Raw genomic sequence first — 24886 nt, 5'->3', positions numbered from 1 at the left:
TGTACATAAAATTATATGGTATGATTGTTATACCAACTAAAAGAAGGCGAACATATTGCAAAGTGATAATTTAAGACGATTTAAATCAGTGCTGTACGGTTTATTAATTGGACTGGCAGTCGGAATGGTGGTTAGTCTATTTAGAGTATCGATTGAAGGACTATCGGACCAATTCTTAAAACTAGCGAAGGTAGCGCGAACTAATTTATTTGTACTAATTATTTTAATCATCTTGAATTTACTAATCGCATTTTTCGTATATTACTTAGTAAAACGAGATAAAAACATTAAGGGATCAGGGATTCCACAGGTTGAAGGGCAGTTAAACGGTGAATTAGATTATTCATGGTTCTCTGTCTTAAGCAAGAAGTTCATTGGTGGGGTGCTTGCCATTTCCAGTGGGCTATTTTTAGGCCGTGAAGGTCCCTCAATTCAATTGGGTGCTGCTACCGCTCAGGGACTAGCAGATACCCTTAAACAAACAAAACAAGCACGTAAAACGATTATCTCTGGTGGGGCGGCCGCTGGTTTATCAGCAGCATTTAACGCTCCAATCGCCAGTACCTTGTTTGTGCTAGAAGAAATTTATCACAACTTTTCAACATCAGTCTGGTTAACTTCACTTTCAGCTGCAATCAGTGCGAACTTCGTTTCAACTGCGGTCTTTGGTAAAGTGCCGGTATTACACATGAATTATTCACATGTGATTCCACTACATATTTATCCATACTTAATCGGATTAGGAATCGTGATTGGAATCGGTGGATTAATTTATGAGTATGCCACACTTCATGTCAACAATTGGTATGAAAAAATAGACTGGGTACCAAACATTGTCTGGGTATTGATTCCATTTATCCTAGTCATTCCATTTGAAATGTATCTACCCACAATCGTAGGTGGAGGTAGCACAATGGTATTAACGATTGCCAAGGCTGCACCAACCATTACGGTATTGCTATGGTTCTTGTTGATTCGTTTCGTAATGTCAATACTATCCTATTCAACTGGATTACCTGGTGGTATTTTCCTACCAATGCTTTCATTAGGGGCTTTGATTGGGGCGATTTATTCAGAGGTATTGATTCAATTGGGCGTATTACCACAAAGTTATTTTGTTAACTTCATCATCATCTCGATGAGTGGGTTCTTCGCCTGTGTCGGAAAGGCACCATTCACAGCCATCCTCTTAATCACTGAAATGGTTGGATCATTGCAAAATCTAATGTCACTGGCATTCGTCACATTGGTTGCATACGAAGTTACCGACTTATTAGGTGGTAGCCCAATTTACAATGAAATGTTGCAAAAGATGTTGAGCCCACAAAAGTTGTCAACAAGTGGACAACTAAGCAACCTATATTTCTCAGTTCAATTGGGATCAGATATGGATGGTAAAGCCGTTAAATCAATCAATTGGCCAGATGGTTGTTTGATTAGTTCCATCAAAAGAAATGAACAATACATTATCCCAGATGGAGATACAGTTCTAAGAGCTGGGGATAACATTGAAATATCCACAAACTACGACAACCGTGGTTATGTATATACACATGTGGAAAAACTAACATTAGATAATTAAAATTTTGATTAATTGGCATGTTAGAAAGTATTATGATAAACTAAACAGTAAAGATAAAGTTAAAGATGAAACCTATGTATTTTAGGTAGGAGGCAACGAATTGTATAATTTCTTAATGAATATAATTTGGATTGACAGTGTATTAATTATCATCGCTGTCTTGATGCAACCAGCAAAGACTAACAACGATGCAATGTCTTCTTTAACCGGTGGTGCTGATGATTTGTTTGCCAACTCTAAGCCACGTGGTTTTGAAGCCTTTATGCAAAAAGTAACAGTTGTATTATTGATTATTTTCTTTGCATCAGCATTAGGATTAGTTTGGTTATCATCACACTAGTTGATAAGACTCCTGTAATTTTTACAGGAGCTTTTTTTATGTGAAATCGAAAAACCGTTTAGGATAGACGGTATAAAAATGTTAGAATACTAGATATGAGTTATCGAATTTGATTTAAGATCGAAAATTTAAAACTTAAGGAGTAAATCGTGGAAGATAATAGTTTAAAACAAGAAATTCATGCTGCTCTTCAAAAATTCCCCAATCGCGAATTTTCAGTAGAAGAACTAGCAGATGAATTAGGATACCATGGTGCAAATGCATTTAAACTAATTGTCCAATCATTAGCTGTGTTAGAACGCGAAAAGACAGTTATGGTTACTGAAACAGGCAATTTTAAGTTAAACGTGCAAGGTGAAACAATCGAAGGTACTTTTCATGCAAATCCAAAGGGGTTCGGATTTGTTAACTATGACGAAAACCTAGAAGATGCATTCATCGCACCTGACAACACACTACAAGCAATGAACGGTGATACTGTTCAAATTGAAATTGTAAGACGTGCCGACCAAAACTCTGGTAAAGGTCCAGAAGGTAAGGTTGTAAACATCGTTGAAAGAAACTATGAACAAGTAGTTGGGGAATTCACCCGTACTGACGACGATCATGGCTACGTTGGTCAAGTTAAGCTAAAAGAAAAGAAGCTTATTAACTACAAGTTTTACGTTACAGGTGTTGGTCTAAAACCTACACCAGGTGAAGTAATTACTGCCGAAATTACTGAATACCCAAATGCTGACCACCCAGATTATATGGTTGGTATCGCTAAGGAAGTAATCGGAAGCGTTGATGACCCTGGAATCGACATCCTACAAATCGTATACGCTCACGATATTCCAGCTCAATTCCCAGAAGACGTATTGCAAGAAGCAGACGCGATTCCAGAAGAAATTAGTGAAGAAGAAAAGCAAGGTCGAGAAGACATTACTGATCAAACACTAGTTACTATTGATGGGGAATCATCAAAGGACTTGGATGACGCCGTTACTGTATGGAAATTACCAAATGGTAACTACCACTTAGGTGTGCACATTGCCGACGTTTCTCATTACGTAAAACCAGGTAGTCTATTAGACGAAGAAGCATACAAGCGTGGTACTTCTGTTTACTTAACTGACAGAGTTATCCCAATGCTTCCAAGAAGATTATCAAACGGAATTTGTTCATTGAACGAAGGTGAACTTCGTCTATGTATGAGTTGTGATATGGAAATTAACCCAGCCGGAAATGTTGTTAACCATCGTATTCACCCAAGTGTGATGAAATCTAAGGCTAGAATGACTTACAAGGCTGTAAATGACATCCTAGAAGCACATGATGAAAACACTATGGAACGTTACAAAGACTTAGTTCCTATGTTTGAAGAAATGGGCGAACTACACAAGATTCTATACAAACAACGTCGCCGTCGTGGTGCCATTGACTTCGATGATAACGAATCAGAAATCATCGTTGATGAAACTGGTCACCCAATCGACATTAAGCTAAGAGTTCGTGGTACTGCTGAAAGAATGATTGAATCATTCATGTTGGCTGCCAATGAAACCGTTGCTGAACATTACTGCAAAGCTCATGCACCATTCATCTATCGTGTTCACGAAACACCAGATGGAGAACGTGTGAAGAACTTCTTCGAATTCTTAACTGCATTCGGTGTAGAAGTTAAAGGTGACCCAGATCACTTGAAGCCAAAGGTATTACAAAACGTATTGAAGAAGGTTGCTGGTAAGCCAGAAGAACCTGCCGTATCAGTTATGATGCTTAGGAGCTTGAAGCAAGCTAGATATACTGACCAACCACTTGGTCACTTTGGTCTAGGTGCTGAATTCTATACTCATTTCACTTCTCCAATCAGAAGATACCCAGATACAACTGTTCACCGTTTAATTCACCACTATGAAGACAACGGTATCAACAAGGAATCAAAGGCCAAATACGCCGGATTACTTGAAGAAATTTCAGACCATTCATCAAAGGCAGAACGTCGATCAATCGATGCAGAACGTGATACTGATGCAATGAAGAAGGCTGAATACATGGCAGACCACATCGGAGAAGAATTCGATGCAACTGTTAGTTCAGTGCTTAAGTTTGGTATGTTTATCGAACTTGAAAACACTGTTGAAGGATTAGTTCACATTAGTCGTATGAAGGATGACTACTATGAATACATTGAAAAGTACCTAGCACTTGTTGGTAGAAATACTCACCGTACTTACAGAATTGGTCAACCAGTTCGTGTTAAGGTGGTTAACGTTGACGTTGACCAAAGTGCTGTCGACTTTGATATTGTTAATCCAGAAGACACACCAATGTCTAAACTAAAACCTGAAAGCCACAGTAATGGTGCTCACGGTCGTGGTGGAAGAAACAACGGTGGTCGTCGTAACAACAGAAGAAACGACAACAAGAATGGTAAGTTTGGTAGAAACAACAATAACCGCCATTCAAGAAACAACAACCGTAATGGTCGTAATCATTCCAATTCAAAACATTAATTGGTTGAGAGGTGATTGATAATGGTTAAGAAGAAACCAACTAATAAAGACGATAACTTGGTTGCGCAAAATCGCAAAGCTCGTCATGATTACCGTGTTTTACAAACCTATGAAGCGGGAATTGCATTGACCGGGACTGAAATTAAGTCCGTTCGTGCGAGTCGTGTTAATCTAAAGGATGGGTTCGCCCAAATCAGAGATGGCCAAGCAACATTGATGAATGTTCACATTAGTGAATATGAACAAGGTAATCAGTTCAATCATGATCCACTTAGAAATCGTAAATTGCTTTTACACAAACAAGAAATCAAGCGCCTAGCAAAGGAAACAGACAAAAAGGGAGTTACAATCGTCCCTTTGAAGATGTACCTTAAGAAAGGTTTTGCTAAGGTCTTGATTGGTGTCGCTGAAGGTAAGCATGAATACGATAAACGTGAAACAATGAAGAAACGTGATCAAGAACGTGAAATCTCACGTGTTTTAAAACACTACTAAAAAAAGCGTCCCGTTATGGGGCGCTTTTTTGCGATGTGAATTTATTGTATATATGATAAAATCATATATAGAGGTGTTATAAATGAAACCTTTTATTCACAATGACTGGTGGGATGTATTGAAGCCAGAATTTGAAAAAGAGTATTACCAAGATTTACGTAAATTTTTAGTTGAAGAATATGAAAATCATGAAATCCATCCAAACGCTAACCAAATCTATGAAGCATTTGAATGGACCCCATTCTCAAAAGTAAAAGTGGTTATTTTAGGACAAGACCCATACCATGAACCCAATCAAGCACATGGTTTGAGCTTTTCAGTCCTACCTGGAGTGAAGGTGCCACCTTCGCTTAGAAATATCTATAAGGAATTAGAAAGTGATTTAGGCATCAAACCGGTTAATCATGGCTATCTTGAAAAGTGGGCCAAACAAGGAGTTCTATTGTTGAACTCAGTACTGACCGTAAGGGATGGAATTGCATTTTCCCACAAATCAAAGGGATGGGAAAAATTAACCGATACTGCAATTGAAAAGTTATCACAACGACCTGAACCAGTCGTATTTATCCTTTGGGGGAGAGCGGCTAGGGACAAGGTGAAGTTGATTAATGCCAAGACCAATATTGTGATTGAATCAGCTCATCCAAGTCCATTGTCAGCGCACCGTGGTTTCTTCGGATCCAAACCATTTTCAAAGACTAATATTGCCTTAGAATCATTAGGCGAAAAGCCAATTGATTGGCAACTACCAGAACACGTTACAATCCATTAGGAGGAAAAATATGAGTTTACTAGATGAATTAAAAGAAAAGATTAGTGGTTTAAACAAGAAAATCGTTTTCCCAGAAGGAGACGATATCAGAATTATCGAAGCAGCTAGTCGTTTAGCTGACGAACAACTAATCCACCCAGTCCTATTAGGTGACCCAGAAGAAATTAAACAAAATGCCGGTGACTTCAACCTATCAAACGTTGAAATTGTCGACATTAACAACTACCCAGAAAAAGATTTCGAAGAAATGCTAGATGCATTAGAAGAACGTCGTAACGGTAAGAACACCCGTGAACAATTAGCTGAATGGCTAAAGGATGCTAACTACTTCGGTACTATGCTGGTATACATGGACAAGGCCGATGGAATGGTATCAGGTGCAGCTCATGCTACTGGAGATACTGTTAGACCAGCTCTTCAAATCATCAAGACCCAAGAAGGCATGCGTCGTATCTCAGGTTCATTCTTGATGCAAAAGGGTGACACTAGATACATCTTTGCCGACTGTGCCATTAACATCGAACTAGATGCTAAGGGAATGGTTGAAGTTGCTAAGCAAAGTGTTATCACTGCTAAACAATTCAACATCGATCCCAAGGTTGCATTCCTAAGTTTTTCAACTAAGGGTTCAGCTAAGGGTGACATGGTAACCAAGGTTCAAGAAGCAGCTTCAATGGCCAAAGATGAACTAGATGTTCCTTCAGACGGTGAACTACAATTTGATGCTGCATTAGTACCAGAAGTTGCTAACAAGAAGGCACCTGGTTCAGAAGTTGCTGGACAAGCTAACGTTTTCGTATTCCCTGAACTACAATCAGGAAACATTGGTTACAAGATTGCTCAACGTCTAGGTGGCTTTGAAGCATTTGGTCCACTACTACAAGGTTTGGCAAAACCAGTATCAGACCTTTCACGTGGATGTGTCGCTGAAGATGTTTACAACGTTGCAATTATTAACGCAATCCAATCTCTATAAGCAAAAGGAGGGATGATTCTTGGTTAAAGTTAACGTAGGATCACCTGATGAAACAAAAGAATATGGTGAACAATTGGCACCATTATTAAAGGCTAAGGACGTCATCTTATTGGATGGTGACTTAGGTGCTGGTAAGACTACTTTCACCAAAGGATTAGCCAAGGGCTTGGGTATTAAACGTAATATCAAGAGTCCTACATTTACCATTATCCGTGAGTATCAAGGTGGCAGATTGCCGCTTTACCACATGGATATCTATCGTTTAGATGATGGTAGTGGGGATGAACTAGGACTAGAAGAATACTTCAACGGTGACGGTGTTAACGTTATCGAATGGTCTGAATTCATTGCCGATGAACTACCCGACGACTACTTGAAAATTGTTTTCCGTCGTGATGACGAGAAGGGTGAAGATTTCAGAACCATTTCATTTGAACCAAGCGGCAAACGTTTTGAAGACATCGTTAAGCAAATTTTTCCACAGGTGGAAAAGTAGCGATGTGTAATTTAGAGGTGCGTTGTGCACAACCAGACGATGCAGCTAAGTTAATCGAATTGATTGCACAATTAAAACAAGAATCAGACCAATACACGATTGATCCAAATATCGGTAATTTATCCTTAGATGACCAAGCTCAACAGATTATGTTGGTTAATCAAACCCGTAGTTTTATCATTGGCCTAGCATTTTTGGATGATCAACCGGTAGGGATGATTCAAGTTCAAGAACTACAAGATTCCGGAATTGGTGAGTTAGGGATTGCCGTCTTGAATCAATATAGTCATCAGGGAATCGGTGGCCAGTTGATGGACTTTGTCATTGATTGGGCAACCTATGACAGTAACTTATCCACATTGGCACTGGTTGTGAAAAAGACCAACGAACACGCAATTCACTTATACGAAAAAAGTGGCTTTACCGTGGTAAAGAAAAGGGTAATTAATGCACTTGGTAGTGTTTTATCCACACAAGAAATGCAATATAACCTAAAAAAATAAGCACCCAGATGGATGCTTATTTTTTTACCTTGATGAATGACTTGATGACTTCATCGTCAAAGTTTTCTTGTTGATAAATTAAAATATTAGCGCAAGCTAAACTATCATCTAGCGCATTGTGATGATGGTGAAGTCTAATTCCTAAGTTGGCACAAACCGTATTTAGCTTGTGATTCTTAAACTCAGGAAAAAGATACTTACAAGTCTTAACCGTGTCTAATGTTTTATAGATTGGAACGGTTAGGCCATAACGCATTAGGGTACGTGCCAATACACTATTATCGAATGAGTTATTGTGAGCAACTACTAATTGATCCTTGGTAAAGAATTGCTTGATTACCGGCCAGATTTCAGGAAAGGTAGGCGCGTCAGCGACATCGCTTTCGTGAATGCCGTGAATATCAACGTTTCGATAATTAAAATCGGTTTCCGGATTAATTAGAGTATAGAATTCATCAACAACCTTGTTATCGCGCACAACGGTCAGCGCTAATGAACAGGCACTAGCTCGTTGATTATTGGCAGTTTCAAAATCAATTGCAACGAAGTTCATTAATAACGTCCTTTCGTTTTATTCTTTCAACATTATAACATGGTCTTAGTATATGATATCGTGGTAAAATTAAAAATGTACTAATACGAGTTTACTCGTTTTAAATATTAAAAGTATGTGATTTCTATGAATAAACTCGTATAAATTATGATAATTAAGGAAAATGATTAAAATGGAAAAAATTAAGCTTTTAAAAAATGAACCATTATCAAAATATACATTTACAGAAACTGGTGGACCTGCTGACTTGGTTGCCTTTCCGAAAAATACAGATGAAGTCAGAGAATTACTATCAATTGCAAAACGTGATGATCTACCAATTACCGTTTTAGGAAATGCTAGTAATTTAATCATCAAGGATGGTGGCATTAGGGGATTAGTCATCATCTTAACTGAGATGAACGAAATTACATCTCACGATGATTTAGTAATTGCTCAAGCAGGGGCTAGATACATTGATACTACCATTGTTGCTCAACAACACGGTTTAACCGGGATGGAATTCGCTGCCGGAATTCCAGGTAGTATTGGAGGAGCAGTCTTCATGAATGCTGGTGCTTATGGTGGGGAAACCGCCGAAGTGATTGATTCAGTCACTGTTTTAACACCAGAAAACGAAATCAAGACACTATCAAATAGTGAACTAGATTTCGGTTACAGACACAGTGCTGTTCAAGACCAAGACGACATCGTTTTGGAAGCGACATTTAAGTTATCCACTGGGGATAAAGACGAAATCCAAGCAGAAATGAATCATCTAAATGAATTACGTGAATCCAAGCAACCACTTGATCTACCATCATGTGGAAGTGTCTTCAAGAGACCAGAGGGTTACTTTGCTGGTAAGTTAATTCATGATGCAGGTCTTCAAGGATACCAATCAGGTGGTGCCCAAGTATCTAAGAAACATGCTGGGTTCATTGTGAACATTGACAACGCTACTGCTACCGATTACTTAGACGTAATTAAGCATGTGCAAGAAACTGTTTACGCTAAAAACAAAGTACATCTAGAAACGGAAGTAAGAATTATCGGACAAGACAAATAGGGGGATAATCCATGCAGCTTATTGAAATTATTTTATTTTTAACGTTACTACTGCTTCTATCAACAATCATTAATCACTATGTTAAGGCCATTCCGGTTAGTTTAATCCAGGTCGTTTTCGGATGTGGATTAGCATTGATTGGTAACTTTAGCATTAACCTAAGTACAGACTGGTTTTTACTATTATTCATTGCACCGTTGCTATTTAATGACGGGCGTCGTTTTCCAAAGGATGAACTTTGGGAATTGAGATGGCCCATCTTCGCAAATGCAATCATCTTAGTATTTATCACCATGTTCTTTGGTGGTGTGTTAATTTATAAATTAATTCCATCAATGCCACTTCCAGTAGCATTCTCATTAGCTGCAATTTTATCACCAACCGATCCAATTGCCGTTGAATCAATCGCCAAAAAAGTACGTTTACCCAAAAACATTTTGCACTTGGTAAACGGAGAAAGTTTAATCAATGATGCTAGTGGTTTGATTGGTTTTAAGTATGCCATTGCCGCAACCGTTTATGGTGCCTTTTCATTGAAGAGTGCCGTAGGAGATTTCTTCTACATCAGTATCGTTGGTGCCATCATTGGGGTAGTTACAATGCTAGTTATCTCATTAGTTCGTAAATGGTTGTACAAGAACGGTTTAACCAACTTAGTATTTAACGTGGTTCTACAAATCGTTTCACCATTCGTTATTTACTTACTATCTGAAGACGTTTTCCATGCTTCGGGGGTAATTGCGGTGGTCACAGCCGGAATTGTCTACCATGTGAACAACACATCAACGCAATCATCATCAGCTGAATTACAACTGATTAGTGAACAAGCCTGGAACATTATCGTTTACCTATTAAACGGAATCGTGTTCTTGATTCTAGGGATTGAACTTCCATTTGCGATGGAAGCCGTTATTAACGACATGAAGTTCAACACCTTCCAATCAATTGGTTATGCCGTTGTGACATGGTTAATTATTCTAATTATCCGAATTGTGTGGATTATTCTATACGAAATCTGTCACAACCTAATTACCACTAAGAAGGTTGGACCAATCGACATTAGAACAGCAAATATTGTTGGTTTTTCAGGTGTTCGTGGTGCCATCACCATGGCCGGAATTCTTTCCATTCCATTGATTACCGTCCAAAACGAGGCGTTTCCTGATCGTGAATTAGTACTATTCATTGCATCGATTGTCATCGTTTTAAGTTTACTAGCTGCGGTAATTGTGTTGCCATTGATTTCAAAAAACGATCCGGTCGTTTCTTACAACAATGATAACCATTGGAGTGAAGAAAAGGCGCGTATCTACGTGTTAAACTACGTGATTGATGACATTAAAAAAATGGACCATTCGGACAAACACATTTGCAATATTTTAATCGATCAATGCGAATTGATGATTAGACAACTATCTTCAATCAAACCGGATGAGTTAGAGAAGAGTATTCGTTCATTGGCCGTTGAATATGAACACCAAGCTGTTAAGAAATTAGTCGCAGACAAGGTTGTTACTAGCAAGGAAGCCAATGCGATTAACTATCAAATTAACCACCGTGAATTGAAGAACCTAGTTGCATTTAACGATTTCAACTTAAAACTAGAATTCATGTCAGCCATTCAAACAACCAAGTTATGGCTATTCAAACAACGTTCTGACAAGAAACAAAAACTAAAGATTCAAAAGGCGTTGATTATGATCAATGACTATACCGTTCAAAAGCTAAAAGAACATGGTGATTCTAAAGTAATTAACTCAATTGTGGATGAATACACCAACCTTAGTTTGGCTTTAAGAACTCGTTCATTGGATTACGAAAAATACTACCGTATTGCCAAAGAACGTGAACTAGAAGCTTACCGTAAGGGCATTCAAGAATTATTGATCAACGATAAGATTAGTTTGAAACTTGCTTCTAAGTTAAGACAAGAGGTTAACTACGTTGAAAATAATGAATTAAGCACAGACTAAAAAAAGACAGCCATATTGACTGTCTTTTTATGATTCTTTTGATTCTTTCACATCTTTTAGAATTAGGTATAAAATCCAGTAGATAAAGCATTGAACGATTGTCATGATTACGACAAATACTAACATTTTCAACGTCCACATCTCAGTTAATTGTTTGATCACCAAGCGAGGTGAGAATAATAAGTAGATGGTGTGGAATCTAAGGAATCTACCAACGTAAATTCCAATTGATGAAACGACGTTTAAAGCAAAGATTAGCAACACTTTCGCCACTTTAGAATGGATTGAGAAGAATGCGAAGCAACGGTTTACGATTTGGAATAATCCGTAGAAACCAAGCATTGAACATCCTAAAGCACTAATCATTAAGAATGAATAGTTCATCCACATGTGAGCTGATAATCTTAGTAGTCCGTTCGTTCCATATGGTTGAAGTAGTGATAAATGGAATAAGTCGGTCAATAGGTAGGGAGCATTTGGATAGAAAATTAACCAAAGTGCAAAGATTGGCCAAAAAATCCATGACTTTTCAACGTACTTATTTGTTAGTTCCAAACTCAGTTCAATGGGGATGTAACCCAAGAAGGTGTTTAATACTAAAAATTCAAACGGTGGCTTTGCGACCACGAATAAAAATATTATCCACAAAATGAAAAATAGGCGTACTTGCCAACGTGCGTTTTTAAACATGATTTGGACCCCTCAATATATTGTTAACCCTATTTTAAACCTTAAACGGCAAATATTGAATGATTATTACTTAAAAATTCTATCAAAAATGATAATGCTAAAAATAAACGAAAATGAGTGATATAATATAGAGTATGAATGAAATTATGGAGGAATAGGTATGGGGATAAATTGGAGTAACATCTTAACACTAAGCAACCTTTTAGATATCTTAGTTGTTTGGTTCATTATCTATGAGGTGATTATCTTACTTAAGGGCACAAAAGCTGTCCAATTATTCCGTGGTGTTTTAGTAATTGCCATTGTCAAAATTATCAGTGTAATCTTCGGATTCACAACCGTATCATACTTAACTGACCAAGTTATTAACTGGGGAGTTATCGCGATTATTATTATTTTCCAACCTGAAATCAGACGTGGCCTAGAACATTTAGGTCGTGGTTCAATTATTAAGCACGCACAAAATCAAAACGTTGAAAATGAAAAGATGATTTTGGAACTTGATAAAGCCATCCAATATATGTCAAAGCGTAGAATTGGTGCTTTAATGACCATTCAAATGGATACCGGATTGGAAGACTACATCGAAACTGGAATTAAGTTAGATGCTGATATCACTGGTGAACTTTTGATTAATACATTTATTCCAAACACACCATTGCATGATGGTGCCGTTATTATCAGTAATAACCGTGTCGCCGTAGCAGCTGCATACCTACCATTGTCACAAAGTAACCTAATTCCAAAGGAATTGGGAACTAGACACCGTGCAGCCGTTGGTATTTCTGAAGTAACTGATGCCTTAACCATTGTTATCTCTGAAGAAACAGGGGAAGTATCAATTACGAAGAACAACGAGTTATTACGTGGAATGAATAAGGACGACTATATGAAGTTCTTACGTGATCAATTGATTACTAAGCAAGATTCAATGAATAAGAACTTATTTACAACCATCTTTAATTGGTTCGACAAAATCAAGCAATCAACAGGGGGGCAAAAGTAATGAAGAAGTTTAATAGCCCATGGTACCTAAGATTATTGGCATTGATTTTTGCAATCTTATTATTTGCTTATGTTAACCAATCAAAACTTTTTGGTTCAGGCAGTAACTATGGTAGCTCTGAAGACATTACTCAATTGACTTCTAACAAGTCAGCTAATATCTCAGTGCCACTACAATTAAACGTTGATAACAGCAAATACTTTGTTACCGGATATCCTGAAAAGGTATCAGTTAAGATTGTAGGACCCACAGCGTTAGTTACTACCACAGTCAATACACAAAACTTTAAGGTTTACGCTGATCTTTCCAGACTAGGTGTGGGAACTCATAAGGTTCGTTTGTATCAAGATGGTTTAAATAACGAATTAAGATACTACATGAACCCAAGTTATATCTACGTTAATATTCAACCTAGAAAGACAGTGGAATTCCCAGTTAAAGCCGAATACGAATCAGCTAACATTGCTGACGGTTATTCAGCTGGCAAACCAGTCCTAGGAACTAACAAGGTCAAAGTGACTGGAGCAGCCAACGAAATTGCTAAGATTAAGCAAGTTGTTGCTAAGCTAAGCATTCCACAAAACACCAAGAAGTCAGTTAGCTCTTCAGCTGTTTTAGAAGCATTAGACTCAAAGGGTCGAATTGTTAACGTCATCTTGACGCCATCAACAACTTCTGTTAATTTGCCAATAAGTAGTGGAAATAATAAAAACGTTTCACTAAAACTAAAAGTTGAAAATGGCTCTAGTAACCAAAACTATGAACTAACATCAGACACTGATAAGGTGAAGGTTTTTGGAACGAAAAAAGAGCTAGAATCAATTGATAATGTAGTCGCTTATGTTGATGTTTCTGGAATTACATCAAAGAAAGTGGTTAATGTGGAATTAGATAAGAATCTAAATAACGTTACTGGTTTCGATCCTGAAAATATTAAAGTAACAGTTATTCCACAATAGATTTTAAAGAATCGAATGATGAATGGAGATAAAATTATGAAGTATTTTGGAACAGACGGAGTTAGAGGGGTAGCTAATAAAGATTTAAGCCCTGAACTAGCTTTTAAATGTGGACGTGCTGGTGGTTACATTTTAACCAAGCACAGCCAAGCAGAAGGACAACCCCAAGTATTAGTTGCTAGAGACACAAGAATTTCTGGTCAAATGCTAGAAAGTGCTTTAATTGCTGGTCTACTATCAGTCGGAATTGAAGTTCTTCAATTGGGTGTTGTTACAACTCCAGGTGTTGCATACCTTGTTAGAACTCAAGGTGCTGCTGCCGGTGTTATGATTACAGCATCACATAACCCAGCGGAATACAACGGTATCAAGTTCTTCGGTTCAGATGGTTACAAGTTATCAGATGAATTAGAAGAAGAAATTGAAGCAATTCTAGAAGCTGACAAGGATGATTTACCACGTCCATCAGCTAAGGGTCTAGGTAGCGTTGATGATTATTCAGAAGGTAGTCAAAAATACATTCGTTTCCTAGAACAAACTGTTCCTGATGATTTATCAGGCATGAAGATTTGCGTTGACTCAGCAAACGGTGCAACAAGCAATTTAGTATCTCGTTTATACGCTGACTTAGGTATCGAATTTGAAACCATGGCAACTATGCCAAATGGTATTAACATTAACGACCAAGTTGGTTCAACTCACCCAGAACAACTACAAAAGATGGTTGTCGAACAAGGTGCTGAAATTGGACTAGCATTTGATGGTGATGGTGACCGTTGTTTAGCTGTTGATGAAAACGGTGAACTAGTCGACGGTGACAAGATTATGTACATTTGTGGTAAGTACATGTCAGATCACGGTCGTTTAAAACAAGACACTGTGGTAACTACAGTTATGAGTAACTTAGGTATGTACAAGGCAATGGAAGCAAACGGTATGCACAATGTTCAAACCAAGGTTGGAGACAGATATGTTGTTGAAGAAATGAACAAATCTGGTTACAACTTAGGGGGAGAACAATCAGGACACATCGTCTTCTTAGACTTCAACACTACCGGTGATGGATTACTAACCAGTTTACAATTACTACACGTAATGAAGGACACTGGTAAGAAGTTATCAGAACTTGCTGGTGAAGTAACTAAGTATCCACAACAACTAATCAACGTTAAGGTTAGCGACAAAGATGGTGCTCAAGCTGATGATCAAGTTAAAGCAGTTATCGCTGAAGTTGAAAAAGAAATGAACGGTGACGGTCGTGTTCTAGTTCGTCCTAGTGGTACTGAACCACTTCTACGTGTGATGGCAGAAGCCCCAACACAAGAATTAGTAGATGGCTACACTAAACGTATTGCAGACGTTGTTCAAGAACGTTTTGGAATTGAATAAAAAATTAAAAGCAATCTAATTAGATTGCTTTTTTTATTGTCATTTTTTACCGTGAATTTGTCCATACCAATTTTATAAATGGTATAAAATGAGTCGAATTTAATCTTAATTTTTGTTTCTATTATGCTTATTGATACCAACATGACGCAATTTTTTACTTTTTTTGCATAAACTATACCAATTTGACATTTATCAATTGACATTGATAATTAAAACTTGTAATCTAGAATATGTCGAAAATGATAAAAAAGATATAAATTTATTTAAAACAATTAATAAATAAAGAGTGAAAGGAAAATATAATATGTGTGGAATTGTTGGTGTAACAGGGAACAAAAATGCCGTTGATATTTTAGTTAATGGTTTACAAAAGCTAGAATACCGTGGTTATGATTCTGCTGGATTATACGTAAACGATGAAGGTAAGAAAGATTACCTTGTAAAGAGAACCGGTGCGATTAGTAATCTAAGAGACGCCGTAAATGATATGAAGATTAACGGAAGTGCAGGAATTGCGCATACTAGATGGGCTACTCATGGGGGAGTAACTGTCGAAAACGCACATCCTCACTTCTCACAAGACAAGAGATTCTACCTAGTTCACAATGGTGTTATCGAAAACTACCGTGATCTAAAGGAAAAATACCTAAGTGACGTTGAATTCACTTCACAAACAGATACAGAAGTTGTTGTTCAATTAGTTGATCACTTCGCTGTAACTGAAAATCTAAATGCTAAGGAAGCATTTAAGAAGACTCTATCACTACTAAAGGGTGCTTCATACGCATTCCAATTAATGGATAGAGAAGAACCAAATACTATCTACGTTGCTAAGAACAAGAGTCCGCTATTAATCGGTCTAGGTGAAGACTGCAACGTTGTATGTTCAGATTCTCTAGCAATGCTAAATGTTACTCATGACTTCCTAGAATTGGACGACGGTGACTTTGTGACTGTTAAACCAGATTCAGTAACTATCGAAAACAAAGATGGTGAAGTCGTAACCGATAGACAACCATTCCACGTTGATATCGATGCTAGTGACACCGACAAGGGTACTTATCCATACTACATGCTAAAAGAAATTGACGAACAACCAAACGTTATGAGAAAGCTTTCAGCTGAATACCTAAACGAAAACGGTGATCCAGTAATTGAAGATGACCTATTAGACTCAATTAAAGAATCAGACCGTTTATACATCATCGCTGCTGGTACTAGTTACCATGCCGGTTTAGTTGGTAAGGAACTATTCGAAAAGTTGGCACAAGTACCTACTGAAGTACACGTTTCTTCAGAATTTGCTTACAACATGCCACTACTTTCAAAGAAACCATTCTTTATCTTCCTAAGTCAAAGTGGTGAAACAGCTGATAGTCGTGAAGTATTAGTTAACCTAAACCAATTAGGCTACAAGAGTTTAACAATTACAAACGTTGCTAACTCAACACTTTCACGTGAATCAAACTACACACTACTATTACATGCTGGTCCAGAAATCTCAGTTGCATCAACTAAGGCATACACAGCTCAAATCACTGTTGAAGCAATCCTAGCTAAGGCTTTAGGTGAATCATCAGAAGTTAAGGCAGCTAAGGACTTCAACTTGAAGCAACAATTAGGTTTCGTTGCTACTGGTATGCAATCAATCGTTGACGAAAAGGAAATGATTAACGAAATTTCTAAGAAGTACTTCGTAAATGCTAACCGTGCATTCTACATTGGTAGAGGAATTGACTACTTCGTTTCACTAGAATCATCATTGAAACTAAAGGAAATTTCATACATTCTAGCTGAAGGTTTTGCTTCAGGAGAATTAAAACACGGAACCATTGCTTTGATTGAAGAAAACACACCAGTTGTTGGTATCATTACTCAATCAAACACTGCTGGTTTGACTAGAAGTAACTTAGAAGAAACTATGGCGCGTGGTGCTAAGGCAATTACCATTGCTACTGAATCACTTGCTAAGGATAACGATGACATCGTTATTCCGGACGTTGATCAACTATTAACACCACTATTGAGTGTTATTCCTGCTCAACTATTGGCTTACTACACTAGTTTGAACAAGGGCTTAGATGTTGACCATCCAAGAAACCTTGCTAAGAGTGTTACTGTTCAATAATTTAATAATCAAAAGGGTGCCTTGAGCACTCTTTTTTATTTGATTAAAATTAAAAAGAGACTAATTTTTCTTATAAGATTTTATAAAAATTTACTGTGACATGTTATAATCATTAACTGGGAGTGTTTTTGATGAAATTTACCAAGAAAACAAAAAACAATTCGAATAAACAAGCTAAGGCGGACAAGACTTTTAATAAGTTCAAGGAGCAACAAAACCGCCTTAGTGCTAGCCGAAGAGGCGTAAAGAGATAAGAGAGAATAAAAAGATTTTTAATGGAGAGAGAATAATTATGAGAAGAAAACCGATCGTCAAATCATTGCTGTATGTCTTGAGTGCGAGTGCAGTTATTTCAGCAGGACATGTTTACGTGTCACATGCGGATGATTTAGACAATGGTGCAAATAATACTGCCACTGCAGCTACTGTTAATACAAATGTTACTGCTGCTTCTTCAATCAATAACATTTTGGGATCACAATTAACTGCTGACAACTTTATTTCAACAATTTCACCAATTGCTCAATCTATTGCCAATAGCAATAATCTATATGCTTCAACAATGGTTGCTCAAGCAGCGCTAGAAAGTGGTTATGGAACCAGTTACTTGACGCAAATTGCCAATAACTTGTTTGGTATTAAATCATTTGATGGTACCGGTGTTAAGTTAAAGACCTCGGAATACAACTCCAAGGGCCAGGCTTACAGCACCTATGCATATTTCAAGAGTTACAACAGTGTGGTGGACAGTCTTCAAGGATATGCCACTTTCTTAACTGTTAACTCACGTTATGCCAACGTATTTAAGTCACAAGCTAAGGACGGAATCGAAGCTGCCACCAACATCCAAAAGGATGGTTATGCAACTGATCCAAGTTATGCTACTAAGTTAATTAATCTAATTAAGACTTATAACCTAACTGCCTTAGACGGTAATACATCATCAACTAATACCAATACAAATACTCCAAGTACGCCAAGTACAAATAGTAGTAGCAACACAACAAACACAAACAATACTACTAACACTCAATCCACAACTACAAAACCTAAGAAAACACTAGCGACTGCTACTTATACATATGGTAATCCGCTAGAAACTTTCCAATTATCATCTAAGTTTGCAAACTACAACTTATATACTCACGTTAAAGATACTACAGCTAAGAATGTGACTGGCAACTGGCCTAGTCACCTAAAGGAAGGCAGTAACGTCTACGTGGATTGTTTAGCTGTGCGTACCTACAAGGGTGCAAGTACTACATGGTATCGAATCAAGGCTAGTAAGAATGCCAAGAGTTATTGGGTAAGTGCTAAGGCCATTGATTTTCCAACCATTCACGTTAAGCAATACAATGGGAAGGCCAAGCTAAGTCATGCAAACCGTGGACTATACAGCAATGTTTTCAATTCTCAAACATTAGCTAAATCACTAGGCTCCTCTAATAGTTATAAGGATCAAACATTTAACGTAAACCAAATTGCTACCTACACTTATCACGGTAAGGAAAACACTTGGTATCGTATTAATGTTTCCAATCTAGGAGATGTTTGGGTAAACAAGACTGGTGTTACTTATAACAAGGCCGAAAAGAAAGTAGCGAAAAAGAAAGTTACAAAAAAGAAGGCTAAGAAGGTTGCAAAAAAGAAGACAACCACTAAGTCATCTGTTTATTCAAAGGCATCAGGTCATGCATATTTGAACAACTACGGTAAGTTTGCTCTATACAACCACATTCCTGGTACTTCTAAGCACATTCAAAAGACTGCTTGGTCACAAGTGAAGGTGCCAAAGGATTACAAGGTTAGCGTTAATTTAAAGGGAATTAGAACGGAGTACAACACTACTTGGTATCGTATCGTTTTAAATCATAAGAATTATTGGATTTCTGCCAAGTCACTACTTTTTTATTAATTTGATATAATTAGTAGTTAGTTTTATAATGATTAAATCGAAATAAAATATAGGAAGTATTAAGAATGACTGAAGATTATAAGATTAAGGTTCAAAACGTAACTAAAGAGTACGATTTGTTCAAAACACAAGCTGATAAATTAAAATCATTTTTCTCCATTAAGACTGATGTTCCTCATTTCTGGTCACTAATGGGAGTATCTTTTGAAGTTAAACCAGGTGAGGCACTTGGCTTAATCGGTGTTAACGGTTCAGGTAAATCAACTATTTCTAACATTATTTCTGGAATTATTCCTCAAACAACTGGTTATGTTGATGTAAAGGGTGACACTTCAATCGTTGCTATTAGTGCAGGCCTAAGAAAAAACCTAACTGGTAGAGAAAACATCAGATTGAAGTCATTAATGCAAGGTTTAACTAACGAAGAAATCGATGCATTAATGGACGACATCGTTTCATTTGCTGATATTGGTGACTTCGTGGACCAACCTGTTAAGAGTTACTCATCAGGTATGAAATCACGTTTAGGATTCTCAATTGCCGTCCACATTAACCCAGATATCTTGATTATTGATGAAGCATTATCTGTTGGGGATGATACTTTCTACCAAAAGTGTGTGGACAAGATTGCTGATTTTAAAGAACAAGGTAAGACTATTATCTTCGTTTCTCACTCACTAAAACAAATCGAATTCCTATGTGACCGTGTTGCTTGGATTAACTACGGTAAGCTAAGAATGATCGGTGAAACTCAAGAAGTAACTACTAAGTACCGTGAATTTATTGAATGGTTCAAGAAGCTATCTAAGAAAGATAAGGCTAAGTTTGAAGCAGAACAAAAACAAATTCAAAAAGACTTTGATATCGATGAATACCAAAGACAAGTTACTGAAGAAGAACAAGCACAACATCCAGATGACAAGCATGTTGCCGCTAAGGTTAAGAAGCGTTTCTACGGCTCAGTAATTAGTGAAAAGATGCCTAAGACATCAGTTCTATTTACTTGGTTAGTAACTATCGCTACTTTATTCTTCTGCTTAGTTAACGTTTCAGGACATCCACTAAGCCACATTATTGAACACCCAGCATCAATCGTAAAACCAACTAAGAAGTTAGTATTACCTAAGGGTGTTGCTAAAGATAACAAGAAGACTACAAAGAAACATCATAAAAAGACCGATACTGAAAAGAAGACATCATCAGTAAAGGCAACTATTAAATAATCAAAAAAATCCGTTTTCTTTGAACGGATTTTTTTTGCGAAGGGAGATTAAATTAAGATGGCTAAAGAAATGAAAAGTCATGAAACATTGGATTTAATTGAACAAATTACTAGACTAGATGGTACCAAGTACATGGAAATTAGTAACATGGTTCAAAATGGGAGAGCTGAACTAGCTGCAGAACGAGGCTTCATTAAGGAAGTACGTATCTTGCAACTAAACATTCCGCATTCAGAACACGTTATTAATTACGAAAACTACATTAACGAAAATTTTGAAATGCCTGATGAAAGCATGGATCATTTTGAAGAATGGACTAAGACACCAGAAATGGAAAAAGAAGTGGCCATGATTCTAAAAGAAAATCACGTTGGATAACAAAAAAAGGAAGTCATCGGTAGGTTGATGACTTCCTTTTATAATATGTGTCCACTTCTAATGCTGCGAAAAAATAATAGCTAAATAACGAGCAACATTTAGTGGGATGACTTGAATATGTACTATTTATTATAAATGATGATATTTAGTATGACAATAAAAAATTTGAAAAAAATTAAAAAAGTACGGCATTTGTCGTGTTATTATTAAAACAATTCGATATCACTTATCGACAAAGGGATTAGGGATATTAACAATGGGAGAGTATTATTCATGAAAACAATTATTAAGGAAATATTATTAAATATCACATTATACATTTTTCCACTCATTTTTATTATTAGTGGAATCAGTGGATCAAATGTAATGTATGTCGTTGGATTTATTCTAGCTGGAATTATTAGCGTTCTAATGGTGCTTATGTACACAACATACATATTTACCCATAAAAAAGGAGAAAGGGCCTTATATCGCATTATTTTACTGATAATCGAAATAATTATCCTTCTATTCTGTATTTACGTTGTTTTCGATAGATAATTTATATTATTATTAGAAAACGATTAGAAAACTATTGAAATTTTAATCGCACAGTACTATATTAATGTTAACGCAAAATTTGGCGTTTACTTTTTTATTAAGAATGGAGTGATTTTGTATGGATTTCAAGTTTTCAAGTCGTGTACCGAATGTAGATAATGATGTGGTGGGAGAAATTTTAAAGGTAGCTGGTGATCCAGAAATCATTTCATTTGCTGGAGGGCTACCTGCACCCGAATTATTTCCGGTAAAGGAAATGCATGAAGCAGCCGATAAGGTTTTTGAAAAACACGGCGCTGAAGCATTACAATATACCGCTGCAATCGGTAATCCACATTTACGAGAATTAATCGTTGAGCGAATGCAAACCAACAAAGAAGTAACAACCACTGTGGATAATGTTTGTATTACCACTGGTTCAGAACAATCAATTGACTTAGTTGCTAAGATGATGGTTGATAAAGGTGATGTTATCTTAGTTGAAAAACCAACATATCTTTGTGCGTTAGACGTATTTAGAAGTTATGGAGCCAAGGTTGTCGGTGTTGATATGGATGAAGAAGGAATGAAGATGGATGCCTTAGATGAAAAACTAAGCGAATATCCAGATACTAAGTTCATCTACACAATTCCTAACTTCCAAAACCCAACCGGTCGTACCATGACTGCTGAACGTCGTGCTAAAATGGTTGAATTAGCAGAAGCACATGGTGTAACCATTCTAGAAGATGACCCATATGGTGAAATCAGATACTCAGGTGTTGCTGTACCACCAGTTAAACACTTTGATAAGAATGGAACAGTGGTGTACATGAACACATTTTCAAAGATCTTAGCCCCAGGGATGAGATTAGGATGGATTGTGGCTGATAAGAAATTTATCGATATGTTCGTTGTTATGAAGCAATCTGCCGACTTACATTCAGATAATTTATCACAATTTATCGTTGCTCAATACATGGAAGACAACGACTTAGATAAACATATTAAAGCAATTTCAGACGTTTACTACGAACGTGCATCTCTTATGTTGAAGGAAATTGATGAACAATTCCCAGCAGGTGTTAAGCATAGTAATCCAGAAGGTGGAATGTTTATCTGGGTAGAAGTACCTGGAAACGTTAATACCATGGACTTATTTAACAACTGTGTAAAGCATAACGTTGCCTTTGTACCAGGTGAACCATTCTATCCTGATGAAGTAATTCCTGGAACATTTAGAATGAACTTCTCCAACATGAAATCAGATCAAATTCACGAAGGTGTTCGCCGTATGGCCGTAGCCATTGATGAAATGATGAAATAAGCACAATAAAAAGGACTTACCAATTTGGTAAGTCCTTTTTATTTTATATGTTATGTCTTGTATGAATTGAGTGGTAAATCTTTCTTTGTACTAAATATTGATCATGTTGCATGGTAATAAATAGTGGTGAAGATTCTTCGATAACATTACTGAATTCCAAACCATACCATGATATAGGGGAAGCAGTGATGTTTTGTAGGAAGATACGTCCAGAGATTAATTGTCTGTCAAAGGCATTGATTTCTGAGTTCAATGCTAAATCAGAAGGACGTTCGTTGATAATAACGAACTTGAAGTCCCCAACGTTACCAGGTTTACCATTTGAAGTATACTTTTGCTTTTGTGGATCAATAACACCTTGTTTGATTAGGTAGTTAACAATTTGGTGTAGGTAGATACTTACACTTTGTTGCTTTCTAAATCCAAGGTATAGTTGAACGTCAACAACGTTCTTAGTATCCAATAAGTCAACAGTGTAGTTACTTTCATAAGGATTACTTGTTTCATTAACAGTAACGAACCAGTATACCTTAGCTCTCTTTGGTTCCTTGTCTAAGATTGAATACATTGTACTACGCTTGATTTGGTAGTCGTTCTTAATCTTAGTCATGTATACCAAGTTAGAAGTGTATAGCGGAATTGATTCGTCTTCACTCAAAGCAGATAGTTGATCCTTGTAGTGAGTAAGTGAAACATATTCGCTTTCCTTTTCGTAATGGTCACGACGCTTGTTACCGAAGTACCATAAAATCATGACGATTAGGATAGCACCCATGATGATTAGAGTAACGAAACCACCATGAACGAACTTAACAATACTTGCAATGAAGAATGTAAATTCGATAACTGCAAAGAATGAAGCGATGAAGAAAGCCCATAGTCTTCTCATCTTACCTGATAGGTATTCGAATAGAAGAACAGTAGTCATAAGCATAGTAATTGTAATTGCTAAACCATATGCAGATTCCATTCTTTCTGAACTACCGAATGACCAAACGACGATGAAGGTAACGATACATAGGAACCAGTTAACAGTTGAAATGTAAATTTGGCTACGAACGTTACTTGGATGTCTAACAATCATTCGAGGTAAGAACTTAAGACCAATTGCTTCATCAACTAAAGTAAATGATCCAGTAATCAATGCTTGAGAAGCGATGATTGCGGCTAAAGCAGCAATTACAATCGCAAATCCACGAAGTGAATCAGGAAGCATTTCATAGAATGGGTTTAAGTTACTTAAGTTAGCAAATTGTGGGTTATGAGCATTGTTGATAACCCAAGCACCTTGTCCTAAGTAGTTCATGATTAGGGCAAAGTATACGAATGGCCAAGTACCATAGATGTTCTTCTTACCAACGTGACCCATGTCTGAGTACAATGCTTCAGCACCGGTAGTTGCCAAGAAGATACTACCTAGAATGAAAATACCAGCTTTGTTAACGGGACTGAATAGAATTTCAATCGCATATACTGGGTTAAAGGCACCTAGGATGGCTGGGTATTTTAGTAGGTTCACAATTCCCATTACGGCTAGGAAGGTAAACCAGATAAACATTACAGGTCCAAATGAGTTACCAATGATTCCAGTTCCAAATCTTTGGATTAAGAACAAAACCAAAAGTACACATGAAGTAATGATTAAGACGTTTTGTTGTGAATTACTAAATGAAATCGGACCAAAGTGTTGGCCTTTCAAACCTTCAAGAGCGGACGTTACGGAAACCGCAGGGGTTAGGGTACCGTCGGCTAACAATGCAGCACCACCGATTAAAGCAGGCCAAACTAGCCATTTTGCTTTTCTTCTAACTAAGGCGAAGAGGGCGAAAATACCACCTTCACCGTTGTTATCAGCACGCATTGTAATCAATACGTATTTAATTGTTGTAATCACCATTAATGTCCATATGATTAATGAAATTGATCCAATTATGTAGAATGGTTTGATGTTGGCCATCTTACCAGCATTACCAATAATTGAATTCATTACATATAGAGGTGAAGTACCGATATCACCATAGACAATTCCTAAGGTGATTAGCATTCCCATAATGGAAATCTTATCAAATTTAGCTTTCATGACTAAATCCTCCAAAAGTAATTATGTAAAATTCAC

The 24886-nt window shown here is 37.0% G+C and carries 20 protein-coding genes and 1 pseudogene; 18 read left to right on the top strand and 3 right to left on the bottom strand.

Features of this window, described 5'->3' with window-relative positions; translation table 11 throughout:
- Window positions 1–55 precede the first annotated feature (55 nt).
- The 8 genes from KTJ72_RS03860 to KTJ72_RS03825 all read left to right on the top strand — a co-directional run bounded on the left by KTJ72_RS03860 (window position 56) and on the right by KTJ72_RS03825 (window position 7662).
- Entirely contained in the window at window positions 56–1582 is a 1527-nt protein-coding gene (locus KTJ72_RS03860; protein ID WP_249419554.1) for a ClC family H(+)/Cl(-) exchange transporter, read from the top strand.
- A gap of 100 nt (window positions 1583–1682) precedes the next feature.
- Window positions 1683–1922 (top strand): preprotein translocase subunit SecG, encoded by a 240-nt coding sequence (gene secG / locus KTJ72_RS03855; protein WP_034531960.1) that lies wholly within the window; start codon window positions 1683–1685, stop codon window positions 1920–1922.
- 149 nt (window positions 1923–2071) lie between these two features.
- On the top strand, window positions 2072–4420 hold the full coding sequence (gene rnr / locus KTJ72_RS03850; protein ID WP_217304186.1) for a ribonuclease R: 2349 nt from the start codon (window positions 2072–2074) through the stop codon (window positions 4418–4420).
- A gap of 21 nt (window positions 4421–4441) precedes the next feature.
- Window positions 4442–4915, top strand: a complete 474-nt coding sequence (gene smpB / locus KTJ72_RS03845) for an SsrA-binding protein SmpB (protein WP_041152547.1) — start codon at window positions 4442–4444, stop codon at window positions 4913–4915.
- Window positions 4916–4997: 82 nt separating this feature from the next.
- Complete coding sequence (locus KTJ72_RS03840; RefSeq protein ID WP_217304185.1) at window positions 4998–5687, top strand: uracil-DNA glycosylase; 690 nt, start codon at window positions 4998–5000, stop codon at window positions 5685–5687.
- 10 nt (window positions 5688–5697) lie between these two features.
- Window positions 5698–6663, top strand: coding sequence for a phosphate acetyltransferase (pta, locus tag KTJ72_RS03835; protein WP_057197592.1), 966 nt, complete (start codon window positions 5698–5700; stop codon window positions 6661–6663).
- Window positions 6664–6682: 19 nt separating this feature from the next.
- Window positions 6683–7159 carry a tRNA (adenosine(37)-N6)-threonylcarbamoyltransferase complex ATPase subunit type 1 TsaE gene (gene tsaE, locus KTJ72_RS03830; RefSeq protein ID WP_217304184.1) on the top strand — a complete coding sequence of 159 codons (477 nt, stop codon included), beginning with the start codon at window positions 6683–6685 and terminating at the stop codon, window positions 7157–7159.
- A gap of 2 nt (window positions 7160–7161) precedes the next feature.
- Window positions 7162–7662, top strand: a complete 501-nt coding sequence (locus tag KTJ72_RS03825; protein ID WP_057197595.1) for a GNAT family N-acetyltransferase — start codon at window positions 7162–7164, stop codon at window positions 7660–7662.
- Window positions 7663–7678: 16 nt separating this feature from the next.
- Here the strand turns inward: KTJ72_RS03825 and KTJ72_RS03820 are convergent, their stop codons facing one another.
- Window positions 7679–8215 carry a 3'-5' exonuclease gene (locus tag KTJ72_RS03820; protein ID WP_041152551.1) on the bottom strand — a complete coding sequence of 179 codons (537 nt, stop codon included), beginning with the start codon at window positions 8213–8215 and terminating at the stop codon, window positions 7679–7681.
- A 163-nt stretch (window positions 8216–8378) separates the two neighbouring features.
- Here KTJ72_RS03820 and murB point away from each other — a divergent pair, with 163 nt between their 5' ends.
- Both murB and KTJ72_RS03810 read left to right on the top strand, forming a co-directional pair.
- Window positions 8379–9263 carry a UDP-N-acetylmuramate dehydrogenase gene (murB, locus tag KTJ72_RS03815; protein WP_217304183.1) on the top strand — a complete coding sequence of 295 codons (885 nt, stop codon included), beginning with the start codon at window positions 8379–8381 and terminating at the stop codon, window positions 9261–9263.
- Between the two features lie 11 nt (window positions 9264–9274).
- On the top strand, window positions 9275–11236 hold the full coding sequence (locus tag KTJ72_RS03810; protein WP_217304182.1) for a cation:proton antiporter: 1962 nt from the start codon (window positions 9275–9277) through the stop codon (window positions 11234–11236).
- A gap of 27 nt (window positions 11237–11263) precedes the next feature.
- Here KTJ72_RS03810 and KTJ72_RS03805 read toward each other — a convergent pair whose 3' ends face one another.
- Window positions 11264–11926 (bottom strand): DUF1361 domain-containing protein, encoded by a 663-nt coding sequence (locus KTJ72_RS03805; RefSeq protein WP_094751123.1) that lies wholly within the window; start codon window positions 11924–11926, stop codon window positions 11264–11266.
- A 160-nt stretch (window positions 11927–12086) separates the two neighbouring features.
- Here KTJ72_RS03805 and cdaA point away from each other — a divergent pair, with 160 nt between their 5' ends.
- The 8 genes and pseudogenes from cdaA to KTJ72_RS03765 all read left to right on the top strand — a co-directional run bounded on the left by cdaA (window position 12087) and on the right by KTJ72_RS03765 (window position 22770).
- The gene (gene cdaA / locus KTJ72_RS03800; protein ID WP_041152555.1) at window positions 12087–12932 is read left to right on the top strand and encodes a diadenylate cyclase CdaA; all 846 of its coding nucleotides are present in this window, start codon (window positions 12087–12089) and stop codon (window positions 12930–12932) included.
- On the top strand, window positions 12932–13891 hold the full coding sequence (locus tag KTJ72_RS03795) for a CdaR family protein (RefSeq protein ID WP_057197600.1): 960 nt from the start codon (window positions 12932–12934) through the stop codon (window positions 13889–13891). Before cdaA ends, KTJ72_RS03795 begins: the two co-directional genes overlap by 1 nt.
- 36 nt (window positions 13892–13927) lie before the next feature.
- Window positions 13928–15280, top strand: a complete 1353-nt coding sequence (gene glmM, locus KTJ72_RS03790) for a phosphoglucosamine mutase (RefSeq protein WP_053791578.1) — start codon at window positions 13928–13930, stop codon at window positions 15278–15280.
- Window positions 15281–15584: 304 nt separating this feature from the next.
- A complete protein-coding gene (glmS, locus tag KTJ72_RS03785; RefSeq protein WP_041152558.1) occupies window positions 15585–17408 on the top strand; it encodes a glutamine--fructose-6-phosphate transaminase (isomerizing) in 1824 nt (607 codons plus the stop codon).
- Between the two features lie 292 nt (window positions 17409–17700).
- Window positions 17701–19323: a glycoside hydrolase family 73 protein gene (locus KTJ72_RS03780; RefSeq protein WP_217304181.1), complete on the top strand. Its 1623-nt coding sequence runs from the start codon at window positions 17701–17703 to the stop codon at window positions 19321–19323.
- A 65-nt stretch (window positions 19324–19388) separates the two neighbouring features.
- A pseudogene (locus tag KTJ72_RS03775) lies at window positions 19389–20426 on the top strand (ABC transporter ATP-binding protein); the annotation flags it as partial.
- Window positions 20427–20615: 189 nt separating this feature from the next.
- A complete protein-coding gene (locus KTJ72_RS03770; RefSeq protein WP_034532024.1) occupies window positions 20616–20924 on the top strand; it encodes a hypothetical protein in 309 nt (102 codons plus the stop codon).
- 658 nt (window positions 20925–21582) lie between these two features.
- Window positions 21583–22770: an aminotransferase-like domain-containing protein gene (locus tag KTJ72_RS03765; RefSeq protein WP_057197607.1), complete on the top strand. Its 1188-nt coding sequence runs from the start codon at window positions 21583–21585 to the stop codon at window positions 22768–22770.
- A gap of 43 nt (window positions 22771–22813) precedes the next feature.
- Here KTJ72_RS03765 and KTJ72_RS03760 read toward each other — a convergent pair whose 3' ends face one another.
- A complete protein-coding gene (locus KTJ72_RS03760) occupies window positions 22814–24850 on the bottom strand; it encodes a KUP/HAK/KT family potassium transporter (RefSeq protein ID WP_094751128.1) in 2037 nt (678 codons plus the stop codon).
- Window positions 24851–24886: the final 36 nt, after the last annotated feature.

The organism is Apilactobacillus waqarii (assembly GCF_019061205.1).
Lineage (GTDB): Bacteria > Bacillota > Bacilli > Lactobacillales > Lactobacillaceae > Apilactobacillus > Apilactobacillus waqarii.
The sequence above is the reverse complement of the archived record's forward strand: the minus strand, read 5'-3'. Positions and strand labels throughout refer to the sequence as shown.